This is a genomic window from Vibrio comitans (assembly GCA_024346835.1).
Taxonomy (GTDB): Bacteria; Pseudomonadota; Gammaproteobacteria; order Enterobacterales; family Vibrionaceae; genus Vibrio; species Vibrio comitans.
Map to the genome: position 1 here is coordinate 1814787 of AP024866.1, position 17457 is coordinate 1832243.

The following is a 17457-nucleotide window of genomic DNA, read 5'->3' on the forward strand; positions in this document are numbered from 1 at the left end:
TGAAACGGGTGGAATGAGTTTTTTGGCGGGAAAATTATCTGTTATCAACTCAATCTAATGGTCGGATAAAACAGCAATTTGAAAATGAGTTACTGATCAACATTCTGTTAACCAAAGCGTACAAAACTGTCTTATCAATCACGTTAAATAATACAATAGTATTGTATCCTTTTGTCATTCTAATAAAGGAATACACCAATAAAACGTGGGAAAAAAGATTATGAAAAAAATGTATCTAGGTCTGGCTATTGCGGGTTTACTAGCAGGTTGTGCAGCACCAAGCGATAGTGCAAAAACTGAAATGGCAGCTCCAGCGTCAAACGCGGTAGTAGCGGCAGGTACAGGTGATAACCTAGTAGCAGATCCACATATCGTTGAGTTTCGTGCGAACAGCGGTAAAAGCGATGTTTGGAAAAAACACGCTGACAAGAATAATGGTCTTGGCGACGTAGGCAGCTCAAAGGTATCAGCGTTTGAAGATGAAGGCTCAGTACGTATTCGCTTTATCAGCGAATCAGATGACTTTTCTGCAATGCCAGGTCTAAGCCAACAAGTTAATGGTCTAGCTCCAAACACAGATTACGTACTATCTCTATACGTAGAAGATAAGAAAGGCGCTGCATCACCAACGTCTGTCGTTATTGGCGCTACCGATGCCGCTGGTCAAGAACTAGCTGAGCAAGAGTTCCACGTAGCAAGCATGGACAACGCACCTAAAGCAGACCGCAGCTCTTTCCGTCAAGTCGCGGTTGAGTTCAACTCTGGTGGTAACACTTCAGCAACTATCTTTGCTAAGTTGAAAGTAGATGATGCTTCTGCAATTACTGGCGACATCGGTAAAGCAAGTGAAATCCGCGTTGATGCATTCTCTTTAGCGAAAAAGTAATCACTTTTAAGCCTTAATGAAAAACGCCAATCATTTGATTGGCGTTTTTATTTTTTATGTATTAAAGACTACAAATTTCTAAACGCGGCATTGGTTTTTCTGGTGTCTGAGGTCACATACGCCTCCATCTTTCGAAGACTCGTTTCCATTTCTTCAAAATCTTGCTCCATCACGGTCAGTAACTCTTTAGGTGCCTTACCTGACTGCCACGGCTTTTGCTTCATTTGATGGTCAAACTGCTGCTGCCTAGTTTGAAAGATTTGTGGCGATTGCTTTTCAAGCATCAAACTTGCTGCGAAATACGCCAACACCATAAGAAACCCGCCACCTAGCAGCGCTGCCGACACAAACAAGATCCGCACTACCCAGACTTCTATGCCGAAGCGCGCCGCAATACCCGCGCACACACCAGTGAGCTTGCCATTGTGCGTGTCTCGATATAAGCCTCTCATTGATTAGACCTCCAATTTGGTGACTCCGCATCCAAGATCTTCTCTAGTGTTTCTATACGTTGTTTCATTTGCACCGCTTTCGATGAAAGCTGTTGAAGTTGATCCCTTTCATCTCCTGACAGCCCCTGCCCTAGTTTACGCTTACTTCTGTAATGCAGAATCAACCATAACGGGGCAACAAAGATTAAGAAAACACTGAGTGGTACCGTTATCAATGCTGTAGACATTTCGCCCCCTTATTGGTCTTTATTGATCGAGTTCTTCATTTTTTGCAGTTCTTGTTCTATTTCATCATCGGCCTGAAGTTCGGCAAACTGATCGTCTAAACTCGGCTCTTTGCCTACTTGATAGCTGTCTGCATCCGCCTCTAATCGATCAATCTTCTGTTCATATTGCTCAAACTTAGCGAGCGTGTCTTTAGTGCGACTGTTGTGCAGATGTTGCTGAACGTCCTTTCGACTTTTAGCTGCGTTTTGACGCATTGCTAATGCAGATTGGCGAGCTCGAGTTTCGTTAATCTTAGCCTCTAATTTGCCGACCTCATCGCTTAACTTAGTAATCGTCTCTTCTACCAAGGTTTGCTCTGTATGTAATGACTTCATCACCTTAGTAATGCGCTGCTTTTCTATAAGGGCTGCACGAGCTAACTCCTCTCTGCCTCGGCTTAATGCAAGAGAAGCTTTTTGTTGCCAGTCTTCAACCTGCTCTTCTACCTGCGCTACTCTGCGCTGAAGCTCTTTTCGTTCAGCCAACGCTTTCGCAGAACTGGTGCGCACCTCAACTAAGGTATCTTCCATTTCTTGGATAATAAGGCGGATCATTTTTTCTGGATCTTCTGCCTTATCCAACAATGAGTTAATGTTTGAGTTCACTATGTCAGCAAATCGAGAAAAAATACCCATCTTGTCTCTCCTGTATCGGTATTGTTTGTTGCCACCTGTTGGTGCCTACTTGCTAGTAATATCCAAATTACATGCCAAACTTGCGATACAAAGGTATACAGAGGAAGCGACGTCTACATTTATCATTACAAACAATAGGTTATAGATTTCTATACTGTTATTTTTGTTCTAAATGAGTGATATGCACTCGATTTCAAACCAGTAAAACGTTTGACTTTAACTGTGAATAGTAAATTATTAACCACTAATCGGTTAAAATTACCAACAGGGATATCATGCAACAGACACTGATCGGTCAATCTAGTCCATTTCTTGCTGTATTAGATAAAGTCTCTAGGCTTGCACCTATTGAACGCCCTGTATTGATTATTGGCGAACGAGGAACAGGTAAAGAGTTAATTGCTCAGCGCCTTCATTACCTCTCTAAGCGATGGGACAAGCCGTTAATTAGTCTAAATTGTGCTGCATTAAGTGAAGGTGTTGTTGATTCTGAGTTATTTGGTCATGAGGCGGGATCCTTTTCGGGTGCTACAGGTAAACACCAAGGTCGCTTTGAGCGTGCTGAAGGTGGCAGCTTATTTTTGGACGAACTCGCAACAACACCTCTGTCAGTGCAAGAGAAACTGTTAAGAGTGATTGAATATGGAGAGTATGAACGTGTTGGGGGCAGCCGCATCTTACAATCCGATGTCAGGCTGATTTGCGCCACCAATGCCGACCTTCCAGAACTGGCCGAACAACAAAAATTCCGCGCCGATCTATTAGACCGACTGGCTTTCGATGTGGTGTTACTGCCCAGCTTAAAAGAGCGACAAGACGATATTCCATTACTCGCGGAGCACTTTGCGCTGCGCATGTGCCAAGAGCTAGGACTACCTCTGTTCAATGGTTTCAGCCCTCAGTGTCAACAGCAGCTATTAGACTATACTTGGCCCGGTAATGTCAGGGAGTTAAAAAACGTCATTGAGCGAGCCATCTATCTCAACCCTGAACCAAATGCGCCTATCCAAGAATTGGTGTTTGACCCTTTTGCTAAACCTAGCTTAACCAGTGAACCATTAGACAAACCATCCGTAGAACAAGACGCAGAATTGCCCATTGCGTCTTTGCCTCTTGATTATAAAAAGTGGCAGCATGACCAAGATATTGAATTGCTCAACAAAGCACTACATCAGGCGCAACATAATCAAAAGAAAGCCGCAGGTCTGCTAGGATTGAGTTATCACCAATTTAGAGGAATGCTGAGAAAGTATAAAATGGTTTAGGATCAATGATTAACCCAATGGAGCTTAAAGGCGATAAGTGTTAGATTATGCAGATCATTCTAAAGAAACAATCAATGGTGCCTTAATCTATGAAGGCGAACATCTGGAGAACCCTTCAACTAGGATTAGTGGGTCTATGTACCCTGATACTATCCGGCTGTGGTGATATTGAAGTCTCCGATCAAATCAAACAAGATGGATTCATATTTTGTGGACAAGGAACCCCCAGTTCTTTTAATCCTCAATTAGTCGACAACGACATCGCTGCAGAAGCCTTGGGTCCACAGATCTTCAATACCTTAGTGCATTTATCCAATAAAGATTTGGAGCTAGAACCTATGCTAGCGTCAAGTTGGACTGTGGATGAATCAGGTACAGTGTATCAATTTAACCTGCGCCAAGACGTCTCTTTCCAAACGACAGACTGGTTTACGCCAACCCATAAACTCAGTGCACAAGACGTCGTCTTTACATTTGAGCGAATCATCGACAGTAGCCATCCATTTCACTATGTCAGTGGTGGTACTTATCCCTGGTTTGAGGCAATTGGCTTCAAAAGCATCTTGAAACAGGTTAAGGCAATAGATGAGCATACCGTTCAATTTGAGCTTTTTAAGCCAGACAATACGTTTTTAACCAATCTTTCTACCACCTACTCAAGCATACACTCATCTGAATATGCTCATCAGTTAGTGGCACAAGATCAAAAGCAATATCTTGACCAACGTCCAGTAGGGACAGGGCCGTTTTATCTAGACCAGTTTAGTGTCAACGACTACATTCGCTTGCGCCGTAATCCCGACTTTTGGGGTACTCCGGCTAAAATGGAACAAGTTGTGCTCGACATCACCTCCCGTGGTACAGGCACATTGGCAAAACTGCTACGCAGTGAATGTGACGTTTTGTTTTCACCTCGCTCTAGCCAGATCCCAACCATTCAGGCACACCCAGATTTAGTATTGCAGGCATACCCTAGTATGAACGTTGCCTTTATTGCGCTTCGCACACTAAACCCTGCACTCAACGATGCCCGAGTACGAAAAGCGCTAAACCTAGCCATCAACCGTGACGCGATTATTGACTCGGTTTACTACGGATATGGCACATCGGCGTATTCGATATTACCCCCAGAGTCATGGGCTTACCAAAAAGACTCAAGTCAGGTACGTTACGATCGTAATTACGCAAGAGCGCTGATTCGTGAAGCCGGTTATGGCACTGGGTTGGAACTGTCTTTGTGGGTAGCCTTAGAGCCTACCGCGTACAACCCAAGCCCAAGAAAAGTCGCTGAGCTGCTGCAATCAAACTTTTCCGATATTGGGGTAAAACTGAACATCTTTCTTGATGAACGTTTATCTCGCTCAACCTTCCAAAGTGTTGCAGAAGCAGACATGATCTTAACTGGATGGAATGCCGACACCAGTGATCCGGATAACTTTTTCCGCCCACTTCTCTCCTGCGGAGCTGACAGAGCTGGATTAAACATTGCGTCTTGGTGTAACCCTGACTTTGATGCACTAATTGATATCGCCAAAGAAACAAACCAAAAGCGTCATCGCTTTAATTTGTACCGCCAAGCACAAAATCTGTTGAACGAAGAAGTGCCTATTATACCTATCGCTCATGGCATGCAATTTCAGGCTAAGCATAAGTCTCTACAAGGATTCGATGCTAGCCCATTTAATACCCTGAGCTTTGAAAACGTTGAGAGGAGCAAATAGTGTTTATATACGCCATTCGACGTTTCAATCTATTCGTCATTACCCTGATGATTCTCACCCTAGTGGGTTACAGCATCCTTCGATTAGACCCAACGTCACCTTGGGCTATCTCGGATTTCTGGCAGGGATGGACACTGTATCTTCAAGAAATCAGCCAGCTGGACTTTGGTTCTACGGCTCAAGGCACGCCCGTTTTTGACGAAGTTAAGGTCGTGTTTACTGCAACGCTAGAATTGTGCTTCTTTGCCTTTATTCTCGCGCTGTGCATCGGTCTTCCTTTAGGCACAATTGCCGGGATGCGCCAGAACAAATGGGCTGATCGCTTGATCTCGTTCTTCTCTATGGCCGGATACTCAGCGCCGCTGTTTTGGGTTGCCTTGTTGTTGGTAATGCTGTTTTCACTGCGTCTTGAGTGGTTACCTATATCAGGTCGCTACAATCTGCTGTACGACATTCCGCAGATCACGGGCTTTGCGATGATTGACGCTTGGCTAAGTGATAGCCCTAATAGAGAAGAAGCCTTTACCAGCGTAGTAATGCATCTGATATTACCAGCGTTAGTACTGGCGCTTGCACCTACCACACACTTCATCAGGCTGATGCGCGCTTCAGTGGCAGATGTGATAGGTAAAAACTATATTCGGGTGGCGAAAATCAAGGGCCTTTCCAAGGTTGAAATCATTTTCGAACACGTATTACGTAACGCTATTCCACCAATCATCCCACTTATCGGAGTGCAGCTTTCGAGTATGCTGACTTTCGCCATCATTACCGAGTCTATCTTCAACTGGCCTGGGATTGGGCGTTGGCTACTGGATGCAGTGAGTAATCGTGATTACGTTTCTATTCAAGCTGGAGTTATGGTAGTTGCGACTTTTGTACTGGCCACTCAGATCCTGTCAGAGCTTGTCGGCACTTTGATTAACCCATTAGCAAGGAAGGAATGGTATGCTAAATACTAGTGTCTACCTCGAAGAGAGTATCCCAACTCAACGCGAACGCTTTTGGCGACATTTTCGTAGCAACAATTTAGCGATGTTCGGCCTGTGGAATCTTGGTGTTATCTTATTTATCACATTGATTTCCCCTCTGATTGCACCGCATGATCCCCTTGCACAATCATCAGTACTGCTACAGCCTCCATCATGGGCTAAAGAAGGCAGTATCGATTACTTCTTAGGCACCGACGACCTAGGTAGAGATATCTTGTCTCGCCTGTTGGGTGGTTCACAGATTACCATCGGCTCAGCGATTTTCATTACCCTAATTGCAGCTTTCATCGGCTGTATTATTGGTGCCCTCGCAGGTATGACTAAGGGCTTGCTATCGAGCGTCCTAAACCACCTGTTAGATACAGTAATGTCGATTCCTTCACTGTTACTTGCACTTATCTTTGTGGCATTTTTAGGCACAGGTATGACATCGATTATGATGGCTATTTGTCTCGCCTTGATCCCCCGATTTATCCGTAGTGTCTATCAAACTATTCATGCGGAAGTTGAGAAAGACTACATTATGTCGGCCAAACTCGATGGCGCTGACAAATGGTACCTACTCACGGTATCCATATTGCCAAACGTATTGGCACCGATTGCCGCCGAATTTACCTTCGCCTTAACCATCGCTTTGCTAGATATTACCGCTCTTGGTTTTCTTGGTCTTGGAGCACAAGCACCAAGCCCAGAATGGGGAGCAATCTTGGGAGATTCCGTTGAACTTATCTATCTGGCTCCGTGGACGGTTGTCCTGCCGGGTCTTGCCATCATGTATATCGTAATCACCATCAACCTAGTTGGTGAAGGCGTTCGTGACGCCCTTAACGCAGGAGTGGAATAATGCCTGTATTAGACTTTAGACACGTCACTATAGAAATTGATACTCCTCAGGGGATGGTGAAAGCGGTTGACCGCATGAGTTTGACCATCAACGAAGGGGAAATCCGAGGATTAGTAGGCGAATCAGGCTCGGGCAAAAGCCTGCTAGCAAAGGCCATTGTTGGGCTGGAAAAAGAAAACTGGAAGATCACCGCAGACCGAATGCGCCTTGGTGATGTTGACCTACTAGCGATCAAGCCTAAAGAGCGAAGAAAAGTCATTGCGCGAGAGATAGCGATGATTTTCCAAGAGCCATCCACTTGCTTGGATCCAAGCGAGCGAGTTGGTCGCCAACTTGCAGAGTCCATCCCGTCTCGAACCTTTGAAGGCAAGTGGTGGCAACGTTGGGGCTGGCGTAAAAAAACCTCTATTGCCCTGCTCCACAAAGTAGGCATCAAAGAACATACTCGCATCATGCGCAGCTATCCCTATGAACTTACCGACGGTGAGTGTCAAAAGGTGATGATTGCAATGGCAATTGCGGCTAAACCAAAGATCTTGATTGCTGATGAGCCCACTAATGACCTTGACCCTATTACTCAAACTCAGATATTACGATTATTGAGTAGAATGAATCAGGTCAATAACACCACTATTTTACTTATCGGGCATGATCTTGCCGCCATTACTCAATGGGCTAAAAAGATTACAGTGATGTATTGTGGTCAAAGTGTTGAATCGGCACCAATAGAAAAACTGATGGCCGCACCAAAGCATCCCTACACTCAAGCATTGCTTGAAGCCCTCCCCGACTTCAGTGGTTGGCTTCCGCATAAACAAAAATTGCAGTCACTACCGGGAAGCATTCCGCCGCTTCAACACTTACCCATAGGTTGTCGCCTAGGACCACGCTGCCCCTACGCACAACACAAATGCGTGAAGGCACCTTTCTCTAAAAAAGAGAAGGGGCATAAGTACAATTGTCATTTTCCTCTCAACACCAAGGTTAAGGTGAGTGAATGAGCTCGTTACTAGAGGTTAAGAACCTAAGTAAAACCTTCGTCAACCGCTACGGGCTGTTTAGAAAACAGTATTTTGATGCTGTTAAACCTGTCAGTTTTACTCTAGAGCCCGGTCAAACGTTAGCCCTGATTGGACAGAACTCTTCTGGAAAATCAACGTTAGCTAAGATGCTTGCTGGAGTTATTGAGCCAAGCTCAGGCGAGATCTTTGTTAATGGCGAAAAGCTAGAACACAAAGACTATGCCACTCGCTGTAAATTAATTCGCGTGATCTTCCAAGACCCTAATTCGTCCTTAAATCCGCGTATTCAAATTGGTCAAATCCTAGAAGGTCCGCTAAAACGAAATACCGCAATGCCGCCAGAGGCGCGCAGGCGACGCGTTATTGATACGCTAAAGCGTGTTGGCTTATTACCTGAGCACGCCTACTTCTACCCACAAATGCTAGCCGCAGGACAAAAACAAAGGGTCTGTATTGCAAGGGCACTGATACTTCAGCCCTCTATCATCATTGCTGATGAGGCGCTAAATGGTTTAGATATGGCAATGAGATCGCAGATCATTAATCTTTTGTTGGAACTGCAGGATGAAATGGGTCTGTCTTTTATCTACGTATCTCAACAAATTGGCATGGTTAAGCACATCTCAGATAAAGTGATGGTGATGTCTCATGGCGAAGTGGTGGAAGCTGGCGACACTCAAAAAGTATTATCTGATCCTCAGCACGCGATTACGCAAAAGCTGGTCGATAACCACTTTTATAAGGCACCAAATTACTCTAAGTAGTGTTTTTGCCTCGCAATGAAAAAGGGCAGGATGATTACTCATCCTGCCCTTATTATTTTGTCTTAACCTTAGAAGATTAAACTAGCTCAGCTTGTAGCCAAGGCCAGCCTTGCTTCTTACGGCTTAGCGTGTTTTCCATCATAAGAACGCCGTTGTCTGCGTGCTTATCTAGCTTCTCAGCCCACTCACCTTTGTAAAGTAGACGAGTTGTTGCTGAAGTGATGTCTGTTAGCATTACCGCTGCAAACGCTAGGCCTTCTTCGTCACAACGACGTACAAGGTCTTGCTCAAGAGCTTCAATCTGACCATCAACTTGCTCAAGTGTTGCAAGTTCAATCTGACCAACAACAACGTCACGACCGTTGAATGGGTATGCTTTAAGGTCTTTTTCGACAAGTTGTGCTGGAGATAGGCCTTCGATGTCTGTTTTAGCAATCAGAAGCGCTTTGATGAACGCATCAACGTCATCAACACCAGCGATTTTAGCTAGCTCTTGTACTGCATCTTTGTCTTTTTGAGTGCATGTAGGAGAAGCGAAGCCTACTGTGTCAGACAGGATAGCTGACATCATTAGCTTAGCGATTTCAGGAGCAATTTCTGCACCTTCAATCTTGAACATGTTGAAAAGAACCGTACAAGTACAACCTACAGGCCAGATCCACGCTTCAAGTGGGTTGATTGTCATCACATCACCCAGACGGTGGTGATCAACGATACCAACGATTTCTGCTTCATTCACGTCATCAGGTGCTTGAGCCAGGTCACTGTAGTCAACTAGCCAAACTTTTTCACCTGCAACTGAATCGCGAAATTCTGGTTGCTCTAGACCCGCAACATTAAGAATGTGCTGAGTCTCACGGTTAATTTCTCCTTGACGAATTGGCTTAGCGTCTAGGCCACGAGCCTTAAGAAGTTCAGTAGCAGCTAGAGCTGAACAAATACTATCGCTATCTGGGTTTTTATGACCAACAACTAAAATCATCACTGTTCCTATAATGTTATCCAATGTTACGTCTACTATTAGACGTTATAGTGCGAACATTATACCCAATCAGTTTCAAGTTTCTAGTTATCTACTTGGGTTAAACCGTTATCCGCCTAGCTTGAGAGTGCGTTAGTGCTATGTGAAAACCTTGCGTGTTTTAGGGGCTTTACTCAACATCCGCATTAAGCAATTTTCAATGGCTGTTAACAAGGGCACAAACAACCGTCATTTAACCTAGATTTGACACGAATACCCGATAAAAACTATCAATTTTTATTGATGCAGTGTATCGTTTCGCACGCTCAAATCAATGTTCAGTAACAAGTTGAATTGCATGTTTAATTTTGCCAATTTTTATCAATTAATCGCTCAAGACACGCGCCTACAGCCGTGGCTCGAGACCCTACCTAAACAGCTTGCTGACTGGCAAAGCGCCGAACACGGTGATTTTGACCGCTGGTTACGAGCTCTCAATAAGATACCTGCGCTCACGCCAGACAACATCGAATTGCAGTACGAGGTCAGTGTTTCTAACTCTCACCCACTCATTGATGGTGAAAAGAAAAAATTAGAAAACCTTCTTAAAACGTTCCACCCATGGCGCAAAGGCCCATTTACCTTGCACGACATTCATATTGATACCGAGTGGCGTTCAGATTGGAAATGGGATCGCTTACTTCCGCACATCTCCCCTTTGAAAAACCGTTCTGTGCTGGATGTTGGCTGTGGCAATGGTTACCACATGTGGCGCATGCTGGGAGCAGGTGCAAGATTGTGCGTAGGGATAGATCCATCACATCTTTTCCTAGTGCAGTTTGAAGCTGTGCGTAAGTTGATGAACAATGACCAGCGAATTCACCTTCTTCCACTTGGAATTGAACAACTACCTGAACTAAAAGCCTTTGATACAGTCTTCAGTATGGGCGTGCTCTACCATAGACGTTCTCCTCTTGATCATATCCTACAGTTGAAAAATCAGCTTCTGCCCGGTGGCGAATTGATCTTAGAGACCTTGGTTATAGAGGGTGATGAAAATGCAGTCCTAGTGCCTGCTGATCGTTATGCTCAGATGCGCAATGTGTACTTTTTCCCTTCAGCAAAAGCCCTCAAGGTATGGATGGAAAAATGCGGATTAGTGGATGTGCGAATTGTCGACGAAAACACAACTTCGGTTGGTGAACAAAGATCAACAGAATGGATGAAGCACAACTCTCTACCTGAGTACCTTGATCCTGAAGACCCAACAAAAACAGTCGAAGGCTACCCTGCTCCTCGTAGAGCAATACTGGTTGCAAAAAATCCAAGCTGATTGGATTCACTGATGTACGTTTGCTCACTTAATGAACATCAGTTAAAACATTGAAAATTATCAATGTTTTTTTATTGAACTACCGAAAATATGGAATATGTGTTCTACACTTAGCATTGCGAATCCGGCTAGTTGAAGTGGATTATCGAGCTAAGTACAAAAAATAATAGGTCTAAGATGCTCAAGCATATTGTCGCCTTATCCGGAGCGGTACTTTTATCCGGGTGTGCTACGTCTCAAGCAACACAGGAAGAAACGAGACAGTTTAGAACGGAATCTATGCAAGCAGTACAATCTTCTGAAAAGAATTTATCTAATCAGATCAGCAACCTACAACTTTCAATTGATAATCAAAATGATTATATTGCAAGCTTGGAAGGTCAACTGACTATCATGTCAAATCGAGTGGATAATTTAGCTAAGCAAAACGCTCGAGTTTTGCTCGCTCCTAAACAAGAAGAAGAGCAACCTAAGCCTAAGACCCTAGCGTCTAATGGTGATCTGATTGTTTTAGGCTCTATAGAAACAGTCAAATTTGAACAGATAAATCAAACGTTTGAAGCAAGAATTGATACAGGTGCCGCAACATCGTCACTTAATGCAATTAATATTCAAGAATTTGAACGAAACGGCAATACATGGGTTAAATTTAACTTATCCACTGATAAAGCCGAAGATGCTGAACCAACATGGATTGAAGCCCCGCTAATTCGATATGCAAAGGTTCGTCAATCCAATACAACGAAAACGCACCGACGCGCAGTCATTGAACTGTGGATTAGCTTAGGTGACGTGAGAGAAAAAGCACAGTTCACTCTAGCTGACCGCTCTCACATGACGCACCCAGTACTACTAGGCAGAGAGTTCATCAAGGACATCGCCCTAGTAGATGTGAGTAAAGAATACATTCAAACAGACAAACAGCAGTGACAAATTAGGTCGCCTCAATAATAAGGATTGTTATGACTTCACGAGTGCCTTTTTATATTTTTATTGCCCTGCTCATAGTTGCTGGCGCCGCATTATCTATACTGCGCCATGACTCCTACGGGGTACCTTGGACACCGGGTGAAAGCCGAGAGCTTTGGGATATTGAAGCTCGCGTTGAGCTTGTTGCACAAGGTGAGCCGGTTACGGTTTCTCTTGCAGCACCTGGAACTCAAAACGGCTACACACTGGTTGACGAATCTGCATCATCGCCTGGTTATGGCGTAGCGTATGTGAATTCTGATATTGGTCGACGAGCGGAATGGACTATCCGCTTTGCCGAGGGCCCACAAACCATCTACTACAAGGCTCAATTCCTCGTAGATCCACAGGCTAAGGTTGAGTCAGTTGCGCCTGAGGGCGAAATTGAAGCACCAACCTTTGATGGCCCTCAAGAAGCTGCCGCTCAAGCTATCGTAGAAGAGGCTACCAAGCGAAGCGCTAACGATGAGACGCTAACACGCGAAATCATCCGCAAGATAAACGATAGCAACAGCCAAAACGCGGCTCTGCTTTTGAACCAGTTTACTAAGCAAGAAGCGCTTTCTGCCCTACTCTCTTATGCTAACGTCCAAAATAAAACCGTAGGTGTTATTCAGCTAGAAGATGGCCGTCGCCGTCAATCTATCAACCCTATGGTTCAGGTATGGAACGGTAAAAACTGGCTATTGTTTGATGCTGAAACAGGAACCCAAGGTCAAAGCGAAAACACGCTTATCTGGGATGAGTCGAATGTTTCACTTCTTGACGTTACCGGTGGTAGAAACAGCCAAGTGCTATTTTCTATGATCGCTCAAGACATCACACCTCGCGCCGCAACTGCAAGCAAGGTCAATGCTGATGACTTACTGAACTTCTCGATTCACAGCCTGCCACTAGAAGAGCAATCGATGTTTAAAACCATCATGCTTATTCCAATCGGCGCGCTCATCGTGGTGTTCTTGCGAATCATCATAGGTCTTAAGACTTCTGGTACCTTCATGCCCGTGCTTATTGCTGTAGCCTTTGTACAAACGCAATTAGTCACTGGTATCGTTGGTTTCCTACTCATTGTCGGTACAGGTTTGGTGATTCGTAGTTATCTATCCAAGCTCAATCTGTTGCTGGTTGCCAGGATATCTGCGGTTATCATCACCGTAATCTTGATTATATCTGTATTCACTATCGTGGCCTTTAATATCGGCTTGGTAGAAGGTCTGTCTATTACCTTCTTCCCTATGATCATCCTATCTTGGACTATCGAACGTATGTCGATTCTTTGGGAAGAAGAAGGCGCAAAAGAGGTGGTTCTACAAGGTGGTGGTTCGCTATTAACTGCGGTACTGGTTTACCTAGCTATGACCAACATGTACATCCAGCACCTGACTTTCAACTTTATTGGTGTTCAGCTAATTATCTTGGCACTGATTCTAATGTTAGGTAACTACACTGGATACCGCTTAACTGAGCTACGTCGCTTCAAGCCACTGGCGGAGGACTAAGCCTATGTTGAGTCAGTTTACTTCGCCATTTAAGATTCGCTCAAAAGGGATTATGGGCATGAACCAACGTAACCACAGTTACATTGGTAAATACAATGACCGTAGTAAATTCCCTCTTGTGGATGACAAGCTAAAAACCAAAAAGATCGCAGAGCTTCACGGCGCGACAACACCCGCGCTAATCGGTGTTATTGGTCAACAAGCTGAAGTAAAACGCATCCATAAAATGGTTAAGGAATGGCCGGGATTCTGTATCAAACCAGCTCAAGGTAGTGGTGGTAAAGGTATCTTGGTCATCATCTCGCACAAAGACGGTATCTACACTAAACCGTCTGGCGATACCGTTAACGAGCAAGATGTTGAGCGCCATATCAGTAATACTTTGGCAGGTCTGTTTTCACTAGGTGGTAAGAACGACGTTGCTGTTGTAGAAAACTTGATTAAGTTCGACAGCTGCTTTGAGGGTTACAGCTACGAGGGTGTGCCTGATGTACGTATTATCGTATTTAAAGGCTACCCAGTGATGGCGATGATGCGTTTATCAACCTCTAACTCTGATGGTAAAGCAAACTTGCACCAAGGTGCGGTGGGCGTGGGTATTGATATCGCAACGGGTAAAGCTGTACGCGCTGTGCAATACGATTTACCCGTCACTCACCACCCTGATACAGGTAAAGACCTAATGCAGCTGCAGGTGCCTCACTGGGAGCGTTTGCTGACCTTAGCATCAAGTGCTTGGGAAATGACAGGCCTTGGCTACATGGGTACCGATATGGTACTTGATAGTGAAGAAGGTCCTATGGTGTTGGAACTTAACGCTCGTCCTGGTTTAGCGATTCAAATTGCTAACGGTACGGGTCTACTTCCGAGACTGCAGCACATTGAAAACCTTGGTGAAACCGCTGAGTATCCGAGACCTGCAGAGCGCGTAGAGTATGCCGCGAAGCAATTTGCAGCTCACTTGGATAACATTAAAAAGTAGTTTCTACCGATAGAAATAACAAAGCCCTCGAGTTGAGGGCTTTTTTGTATCTGGTAAACAGCGGTTTACTGAAACTATGCTCTTAGAACCCAGCGCTATTTTTCAAACTCAACGTCCTAGAGCTTCTTTGTAGTGCACGCGGCACACCGACACATACTTATCGTTACCGCCAATAGCTACCTGATCCCCTTCTGCGATAGGGTTACCATGCTCATCGGTACGGATCACCATGTTGGCTTTGCGACCACAGTGGCAAATGGTTTTTAGCTCAACCAATTTGTCAGCCCACGCTAGCAAGTGACGGCTACCCTCAAATAGTTCGCCTAAGAAGTCAGTACGCAAGCCGTAGCACAACACTGGGATGTGTAACTTATCAACGATTTCTGTCAGTTGATACACCTGCTCTTTCGACAAGAACTGGCATTCATCAACTAAAACACAGTGGTGCTGCGTTTCTTGATTAAGCTCACTCATCTTTTTAAACAGATCTGTCTCTTTATGAAAGAGATGCGCATCAGCCTGCAGGCCAATTCGAGAAGTCACCTTCCCTTCACCATAGCGGTCATCGAGTGCCGCAGTAAAGATAAGTGGGTTCATACCTCTTTCTTGATAATTAAAAGAGGATTGTAGAAGTGTGGTGGATTTACCCGCGTTCATCGCTGAGTAGTAGAAGTACATCTGAGCCACGTTTAAGCCTTTATAATCGTTCTAGGTTGCGTAAAAATAAGTTACATAAAGAAAAGGGCCGATAAATATCAGCCCTAATTATTCAAAGGTTGAGCACTACTTGCGACGCCAAGTGGTACCTTGAGGACCATCTTCTAAGATAATACCCAGTTCATTTAGCTTATCACGAGCAAGATCGGCATTTGCCCAATCTTTAGAAGCACGAGAGTCGTTACGAAGCTTAATCAATGCTTCAATCTCAGCAACTTCATCGTCTTCCTGCTCACCTTGTAAGAAGGCTTCAGGATCTTGATAAAGAATACCAATCACGTCCGCTAACTCGCGCATCAATGCACCCAGTTGACTCGCTTTTTCCAGATCAGCACCCTTCAAACGGTTCACTTCACGGGCCATATCAAATAGCACAGCGTAAGCTTCAGGTGTGTTGAAATCATCATTCATTGCAGCGGTAAAACGAGACACGTAGTCTTCACCACCCGCAGGCGTTGCAGATGCATCTAAACCACGAAGCGCAGTGTATAAACGCTCAAGAGAAGCACGAGCTTGGTTTAGGTTATCTTCGCTGTAGTTTAGCTGGCTACGGTAGTGTCCTGACATTAGGAAGTAACGAACCGTCTCAGAGTCGTAATGGCCTAATACGTCGCGGATCGTAAAGAAGTTGCCTAAAGACTTAGACATTTTCTCTTGATCGACCATTACCATGCCGCTGTGCATCCAAGTATTTACATATTGGGTGCCGTGGGCACAGCAAGACTGAGCAATCTCATTCTCGTGGTGAGGGAATTGTAGATCTGAACCACCACCGTGAATATCAAAGTGATTGCCTAGAATAGATGAGTTCATTGCAGAACATTCAATGTGCCAACCCGGACGACCTGCGCCCCATGGTGATTCCCAAGTTGGTTCACCTGGTTTTGACATCTTCCATAGAACAAAGTCTAGTGGACTGCGTTTCGCTGTTTCAATGTCCACACGAGCACCCGCTTGAAGTTGCTCTAGATCTTGCTTAGATAGTCTTCCGTATTCATCAAACTTGCTCACTTCGAACATCACATCGCCGTTGCTTGCAACATACGCAAAGCCACGTTCGATCAGCTTTTCAACAAGTTCGATAATCTCATCAATGAATTCTGTTGCACGAGGTTCGACATCTGGGCGTTTCATGTTAAGTGCATCAAAATCAGCATGCATTTCAGCGATAAGGCGCTCTGTCAGAGACTCACAGCTTTCGCCATTCTCTGCTGCACGCTTGATGATTTTATCATCGATATCAGTAATGTTGCGTACAAAGTTCAAGTTATAACCAAGATATCTAAGGTAACGAGACACTACGTCAAAAGAAACAAAAGTACGGCCATGTCCAATATGACACAAGTCATAGATGGTCACCCCACACACATACATGCCTATTTTACCGGCAGTGATAGGTTTGAATTCTTCTTTTTGGCGCGTCAGTGTATTGTATATCTTGAGCATTTCTTCTGCTTTTACTTCTTGGTGGCAATAATGCGGTTAGTATACCAACACATAACCCGTTAAGTAACATAAAACTCGGATAGCAGTTGATTGTGCTGAGAGTTTGGTTAGAATTTGATTCGATTTATCTACTAAATAAACGTTAAGGACGCTCTTATGATCACCCTTCACACCAATCACGGTGACATCACTCTAGAACTGAACCACGAAGCTGCACCTGTTACAGCGGCAAACTTCGCTCAGTATTGTAAAGATGGTTTTTACGACAACACTCTTTTCCACCGTGTTATCGATGGTTTTATGATCCAAGGCGGCGGTATGACTTCTGGCTTGCGTGAGAAACCAACTCGCGACACTATCAAGAACGAAGCAAACAACGGTCTAAGCAACGCTGTTGGTACTATCGCAATGGCGCGTACTATGGAACCGCATTCTGCTAGCTCGCAGTTCTTTATCAACATTAACAACAACACTTTCTTGGACTTCAAATCAGAAGACATGAATGGTTGGGGTTACTGTGTATTCGGTAAAGTGACTGAAGGCATGGATGTAGTAAACAAAATCAAAGGCGTGAGCACTGGTAGCATGGGTATGCACCAAGATGTTCCTCTAGAAGAAGTTATTATTACTGGCACTACTATCGCTGAGTAATAGCTTTCAAACCGCCTAAGCACACCTTAGGCGGTTTATTCTCTCTAATGG

General features: G+C 44.5%; 18 protein-coding genes. 12 read left to right on the plus strand and 6 right to left on the minus strand.

The features are described from left to right. Window positions 1-220 precede the first annotated feature (220 nt). On the plus strand, window positions 221-886 hold the full coding sequence (locus tag OCU46_RS08305; RefSeq protein ID WP_141268333.1) for a hypothetical protein: 666 nt from the start codon (window positions 221-223) through the stop codon (window positions 884-886). A 68-nt stretch (window positions 887-954) separates the two neighbouring features. Here OCU46_RS08305 and pspC read toward each other — a convergent pair whose 3' ends face one another. Genes pspC through pspA form a run of 3 tightly spaced genes read right to left on the minus strand, consistent with a single transcriptional unit; the run spans window position 955 to window position 2240 of the window. Then, on the minus strand, window positions 955-1338 hold the full coding sequence (pspC, locus tag OCU46_RS08310) for an envelope stress response membrane protein PspC (RefSeq protein ID WP_141268334.1): 384 nt from the start codon (window positions 1336-1338) through the stop codon (window positions 955-957). Further along, complete coding sequence (pspB, locus tag OCU46_RS08315; protein WP_141268335.1) at window positions 1335-1565, minus strand: envelope stress response membrane protein PspB; 231 nt, start codon at window positions 1563-1565, stop codon at window positions 1335-1337. Before pspB ends, pspC begins: the two co-directional genes overlap by 4 nt. A 9-nt stretch (window positions 1566-1574) precedes the next feature. Further along, the gene (gene pspA / locus OCU46_RS08320; protein ID WP_141268336.1) at window positions 1575-2240 is read right to left on the minus strand and encodes a phage shock protein PspA; all 666 of its coding nucleotides are present in this window, start codon (window positions 2238-2240) and stop codon (window positions 1575-1577) included. Window positions 2241-2515: 275 nt separating this feature from the next. Here pspA and pspF point away from each other — a divergent pair, with 275 nt between their 5' ends. The 6 genes from pspF to OCU46_RS08350 all read left to right on the plus strand — a co-directional run bounded on the left by pspF (window position 2516) and on the right by OCU46_RS08350 (window position 8848). Then, the gene (gene pspF, locus OCU46_RS08325) at window positions 2516-3505 is read left to right on the plus strand and encodes a phage shock protein operon transcriptional activator (protein WP_141268337.1); all 990 of its coding nucleotides are present in this window, start codon (window positions 2516-2518) and stop codon (window positions 3503-3505) included. Between the two features lie 89 nt (window positions 3506-3594). Then, window positions 3595-5226, plus strand: a complete 1632-nt coding sequence (locus tag OCU46_RS08330) for an ABC transporter substrate-binding protein (RefSeq protein WP_141268338.1) — start codon at window positions 3595-3597, stop codon at window positions 5224-5226. Continuing rightward, window positions 5226-6188 carry an ABC transporter permease gene (locus tag OCU46_RS08335; RefSeq protein ID WP_141268339.1) on the plus strand — a complete coding sequence of 321 codons (963 nt, stop codon included), beginning with the start codon at window positions 5226-5228 and terminating at the stop codon, window positions 6186-6188. Before OCU46_RS08330 ends, OCU46_RS08335 begins: the two co-directional genes overlap by 1 nt. Then, entirely contained in the window at window positions 6175-7062 is an 888-nt protein-coding gene (locus tag OCU46_RS08340; protein WP_141268340.1) for an ABC transporter permease subunit, read from the plus strand. Before OCU46_RS08335 ends, OCU46_RS08340 begins: the two co-directional genes overlap by 14 nt. Next, entirely contained in the window at window positions 7062-8063 is a 1002-nt protein-coding gene (locus tag OCU46_RS08345) for a peptide ABC transporter ATP-binding protein (protein ID WP_141268341.1), read from the plus strand. The genes OCU46_RS08340 and OCU46_RS08345 overlap by 1 nt, the downstream gene beginning before the upstream one ends. Beyond that, window positions 8060-8848, plus strand: a complete 789-nt coding sequence (locus tag OCU46_RS08350; RefSeq protein WP_141268342.1) for a peptide ABC transporter ATP-binding protein — start codon at window positions 8060-8062, stop codon at window positions 8846-8848. Before OCU46_RS08345 ends, OCU46_RS08350 begins: the two co-directional genes overlap by 4 nt. Window positions 8849-8924: 76 nt before the next feature. Here OCU46_RS08350 and OCU46_RS08355 read toward each other — a convergent pair whose 3' ends face one another. Further along, entirely contained in the window at window positions 8925-9830 is a 906-nt protein-coding gene (locus tag OCU46_RS08355; RefSeq protein WP_141268343.1) for a manganese-dependent inorganic pyrophosphatase, read from the minus strand. Window positions 9831-10167: 337 nt separating this feature from the next. Here OCU46_RS08355 and cmoB point away from each other — a divergent pair, with 337 nt between their 5' ends. From cmoB to OCU46_RS08375, 4 genes are all read left to right on the plus strand, one after another. Then, window positions 10168-11142, plus strand: a complete 975-nt coding sequence (cmoB, locus tag OCU46_RS08360; protein WP_141268344.1) for a tRNA 5-methoxyuridine(34)/uridine 5-oxyacetic acid(34) synthase CmoB — start codon at window positions 10168-10170, stop codon at window positions 11140-11142. Between the two features lie 177 nt (window positions 11143-11319). Beyond that, a complete protein-coding gene (locus OCU46_RS08365) occupies window positions 11320-12072 on the plus strand; it encodes an ATP-dependent zinc protease family protein (RefSeq protein ID WP_141268345.1) in 753 nt (250 codons plus the stop codon). Window positions 12073-12104: 32 nt separating this feature from the next. Further along, complete coding sequence (locus OCU46_RS08370; protein ID WP_141268346.1) at window positions 12105-13610, plus strand: inactive transglutaminase family protein; 1506 nt, start codon at window positions 12105-12107, stop codon at window positions 13608-13610. A gap of 4 nt (window positions 13611-13614) precedes the next feature. Further along, complete coding sequence (locus tag OCU46_RS08375; RefSeq protein WP_141268347.1) at window positions 13615-14592, plus strand: alpha-L-glutamate ligase-like protein; 978 nt, start codon at window positions 13615-13617, stop codon at window positions 14590-14592. A gap of 108 nt (window positions 14593-14700) precedes the next feature. Here OCU46_RS08375 and OCU46_RS08380 read toward each other — a convergent pair whose 3' ends face one another. Together OCU46_RS08380 and cysS are read right to left on the minus strand one after the other, a co-directional pair. Continuing rightward, window positions 14701-15279, minus strand: coding sequence for a thymidine kinase (locus tag OCU46_RS08380; RefSeq protein ID WP_141268348.1), 579 nt, complete (start codon window positions 15277-15279; stop codon window positions 14701-14703). A gap of 96 nt (window positions 15280-15375) precedes the next feature. Continuing rightward, window positions 15376-16755 carry a cysteine--tRNA ligase gene (gene cysS / locus OCU46_RS08385; protein ID WP_141268349.1) on the minus strand — a complete coding sequence of 460 codons (1380 nt, stop codon included), beginning with the start codon at window positions 16753-16755 and terminating at the stop codon, window positions 15376-15378. 156 nt (window positions 16756-16911) lie between these two features. Here cysS and OCU46_RS08390 point away from each other — a divergent pair, with 156 nt between their 5' ends. Beyond that, the gene (locus tag OCU46_RS08390) at window positions 16912-17406 is read left to right on the plus strand and encodes a peptidylprolyl isomerase (RefSeq protein ID WP_141268350.1); all 495 of its coding nucleotides are present in this window, start codon (window positions 16912-16914) and stop codon (window positions 17404-17406) included. Window positions 17407-17457: the final 51 nt, after the last annotated feature.

What these genes read in the sequence shown, in the direction of transcription:
- pspB (WP_141268335.1), bottom strand. Translation starts at nt 1,565, where the DNA reads ATGTCTACAGCATTGATAACGGTACCACTCAGTGTTTTCTTAATCTTT.
- pspF (WP_141268337.1), top strand. Translation starts at nt 2,516, where the DNA reads ATGCAACAGACACTGATCGGTCAATCTAGTCCATTTCTTGCTGTATTA.
- OCU46_RS08305 (WP_141268333.1), top strand. Translation starts at nt 221, where the DNA reads ATGAAAAAAATGTATCTAGGTCTGGCTATTGCGGGTTTACTAGCAGGT.
- OCU46_RS08330 (WP_141268338.1), top strand. Translation starts at nt 3,595, where the DNA reads ATGAAGGCGAACATCTGGAGAACCCTTCAACTAGGATTAGTGGGTCTA.
- cysS (WP_141268349.1), bottom strand. Translation starts at nt 16,755, where the DNA reads ATGCTCAAGATATACAATACACTGACGCGCCAAAAAGAAGAATTCAAA.
- OCU46_RS08370 (WP_141268346.1), top strand. Translation starts at nt 12,105, where the DNA reads ATGACTTCACGAGTGCCTTTTTATATTTTTATTGCCCTGCTCATAGTT.
- OCU46_RS08355 (WP_141268343.1), bottom strand. Translation starts at nt 9,830, where the DNA reads ATGATTTTAGTTGTTGGTCATAAAAACCCAGATAGCGATAGTATTTGT.
- OCU46_RS08350 (WP_141268342.1), top strand. Translation starts at nt 8,060, where the DNA reads ATGAGCTCGTTACTAGAGGTTAAGAACCTAAGTAAAACCTTCGTCAAC.
- OCU46_RS08375 (WP_141268347.1), top strand. Translation starts at nt 13,615, where the DNA reads ATGTTGAGTCAGTTTACTTCGCCATTTAAGATTCGCTCAAAAGGGATT.
- cmoB (WP_141268344.1), top strand. Translation starts at nt 10,168, where the DNA reads ATGTTTAATTTTGCCAATTTTTATCAATTAATCGCTCAAGACACGCGC.
- pspA (WP_141268336.1), bottom strand. Translation starts at nt 2,240, where the DNA reads ATGGGTATTTTTTCTCGATTTGCTGACATAGTGAACTCAAACATTAAC.
- OCU46_RS08390 (WP_141268350.1), top strand. Translation starts at nt 16,912, where the DNA reads ATGATCACCCTTCACACCAATCACGGTGACATCACTCTAGAACTGAAC.
- pspC (WP_141268334.1), bottom strand. Translation starts at nt 1,338, where the DNA reads ATGAGAGGCTTATATCGAGACACGCACAATGGCAAGCTCACTGGTGTG.
- OCU46_RS08345 (WP_141268341.1), top strand. Translation starts at nt 7,062, where the DNA reads ATGCCTGTATTAGACTTTAGACACGTCACTATAGAAATTGATACTCCT.
- OCU46_RS08340 (WP_141268340.1), top strand. Translation starts at nt 6,175, where the DNA reads ATGCTAAATACTAGTGTCTACCTCGAAGAGAGTATCCCAACTCAACGC.
- OCU46_RS08365 (WP_141268345.1), top strand. Translation starts at nt 11,320, where the DNA reads ATGCTCAAGCATATTGTCGCCTTATCCGGAGCGGTACTTTTATCCGGG.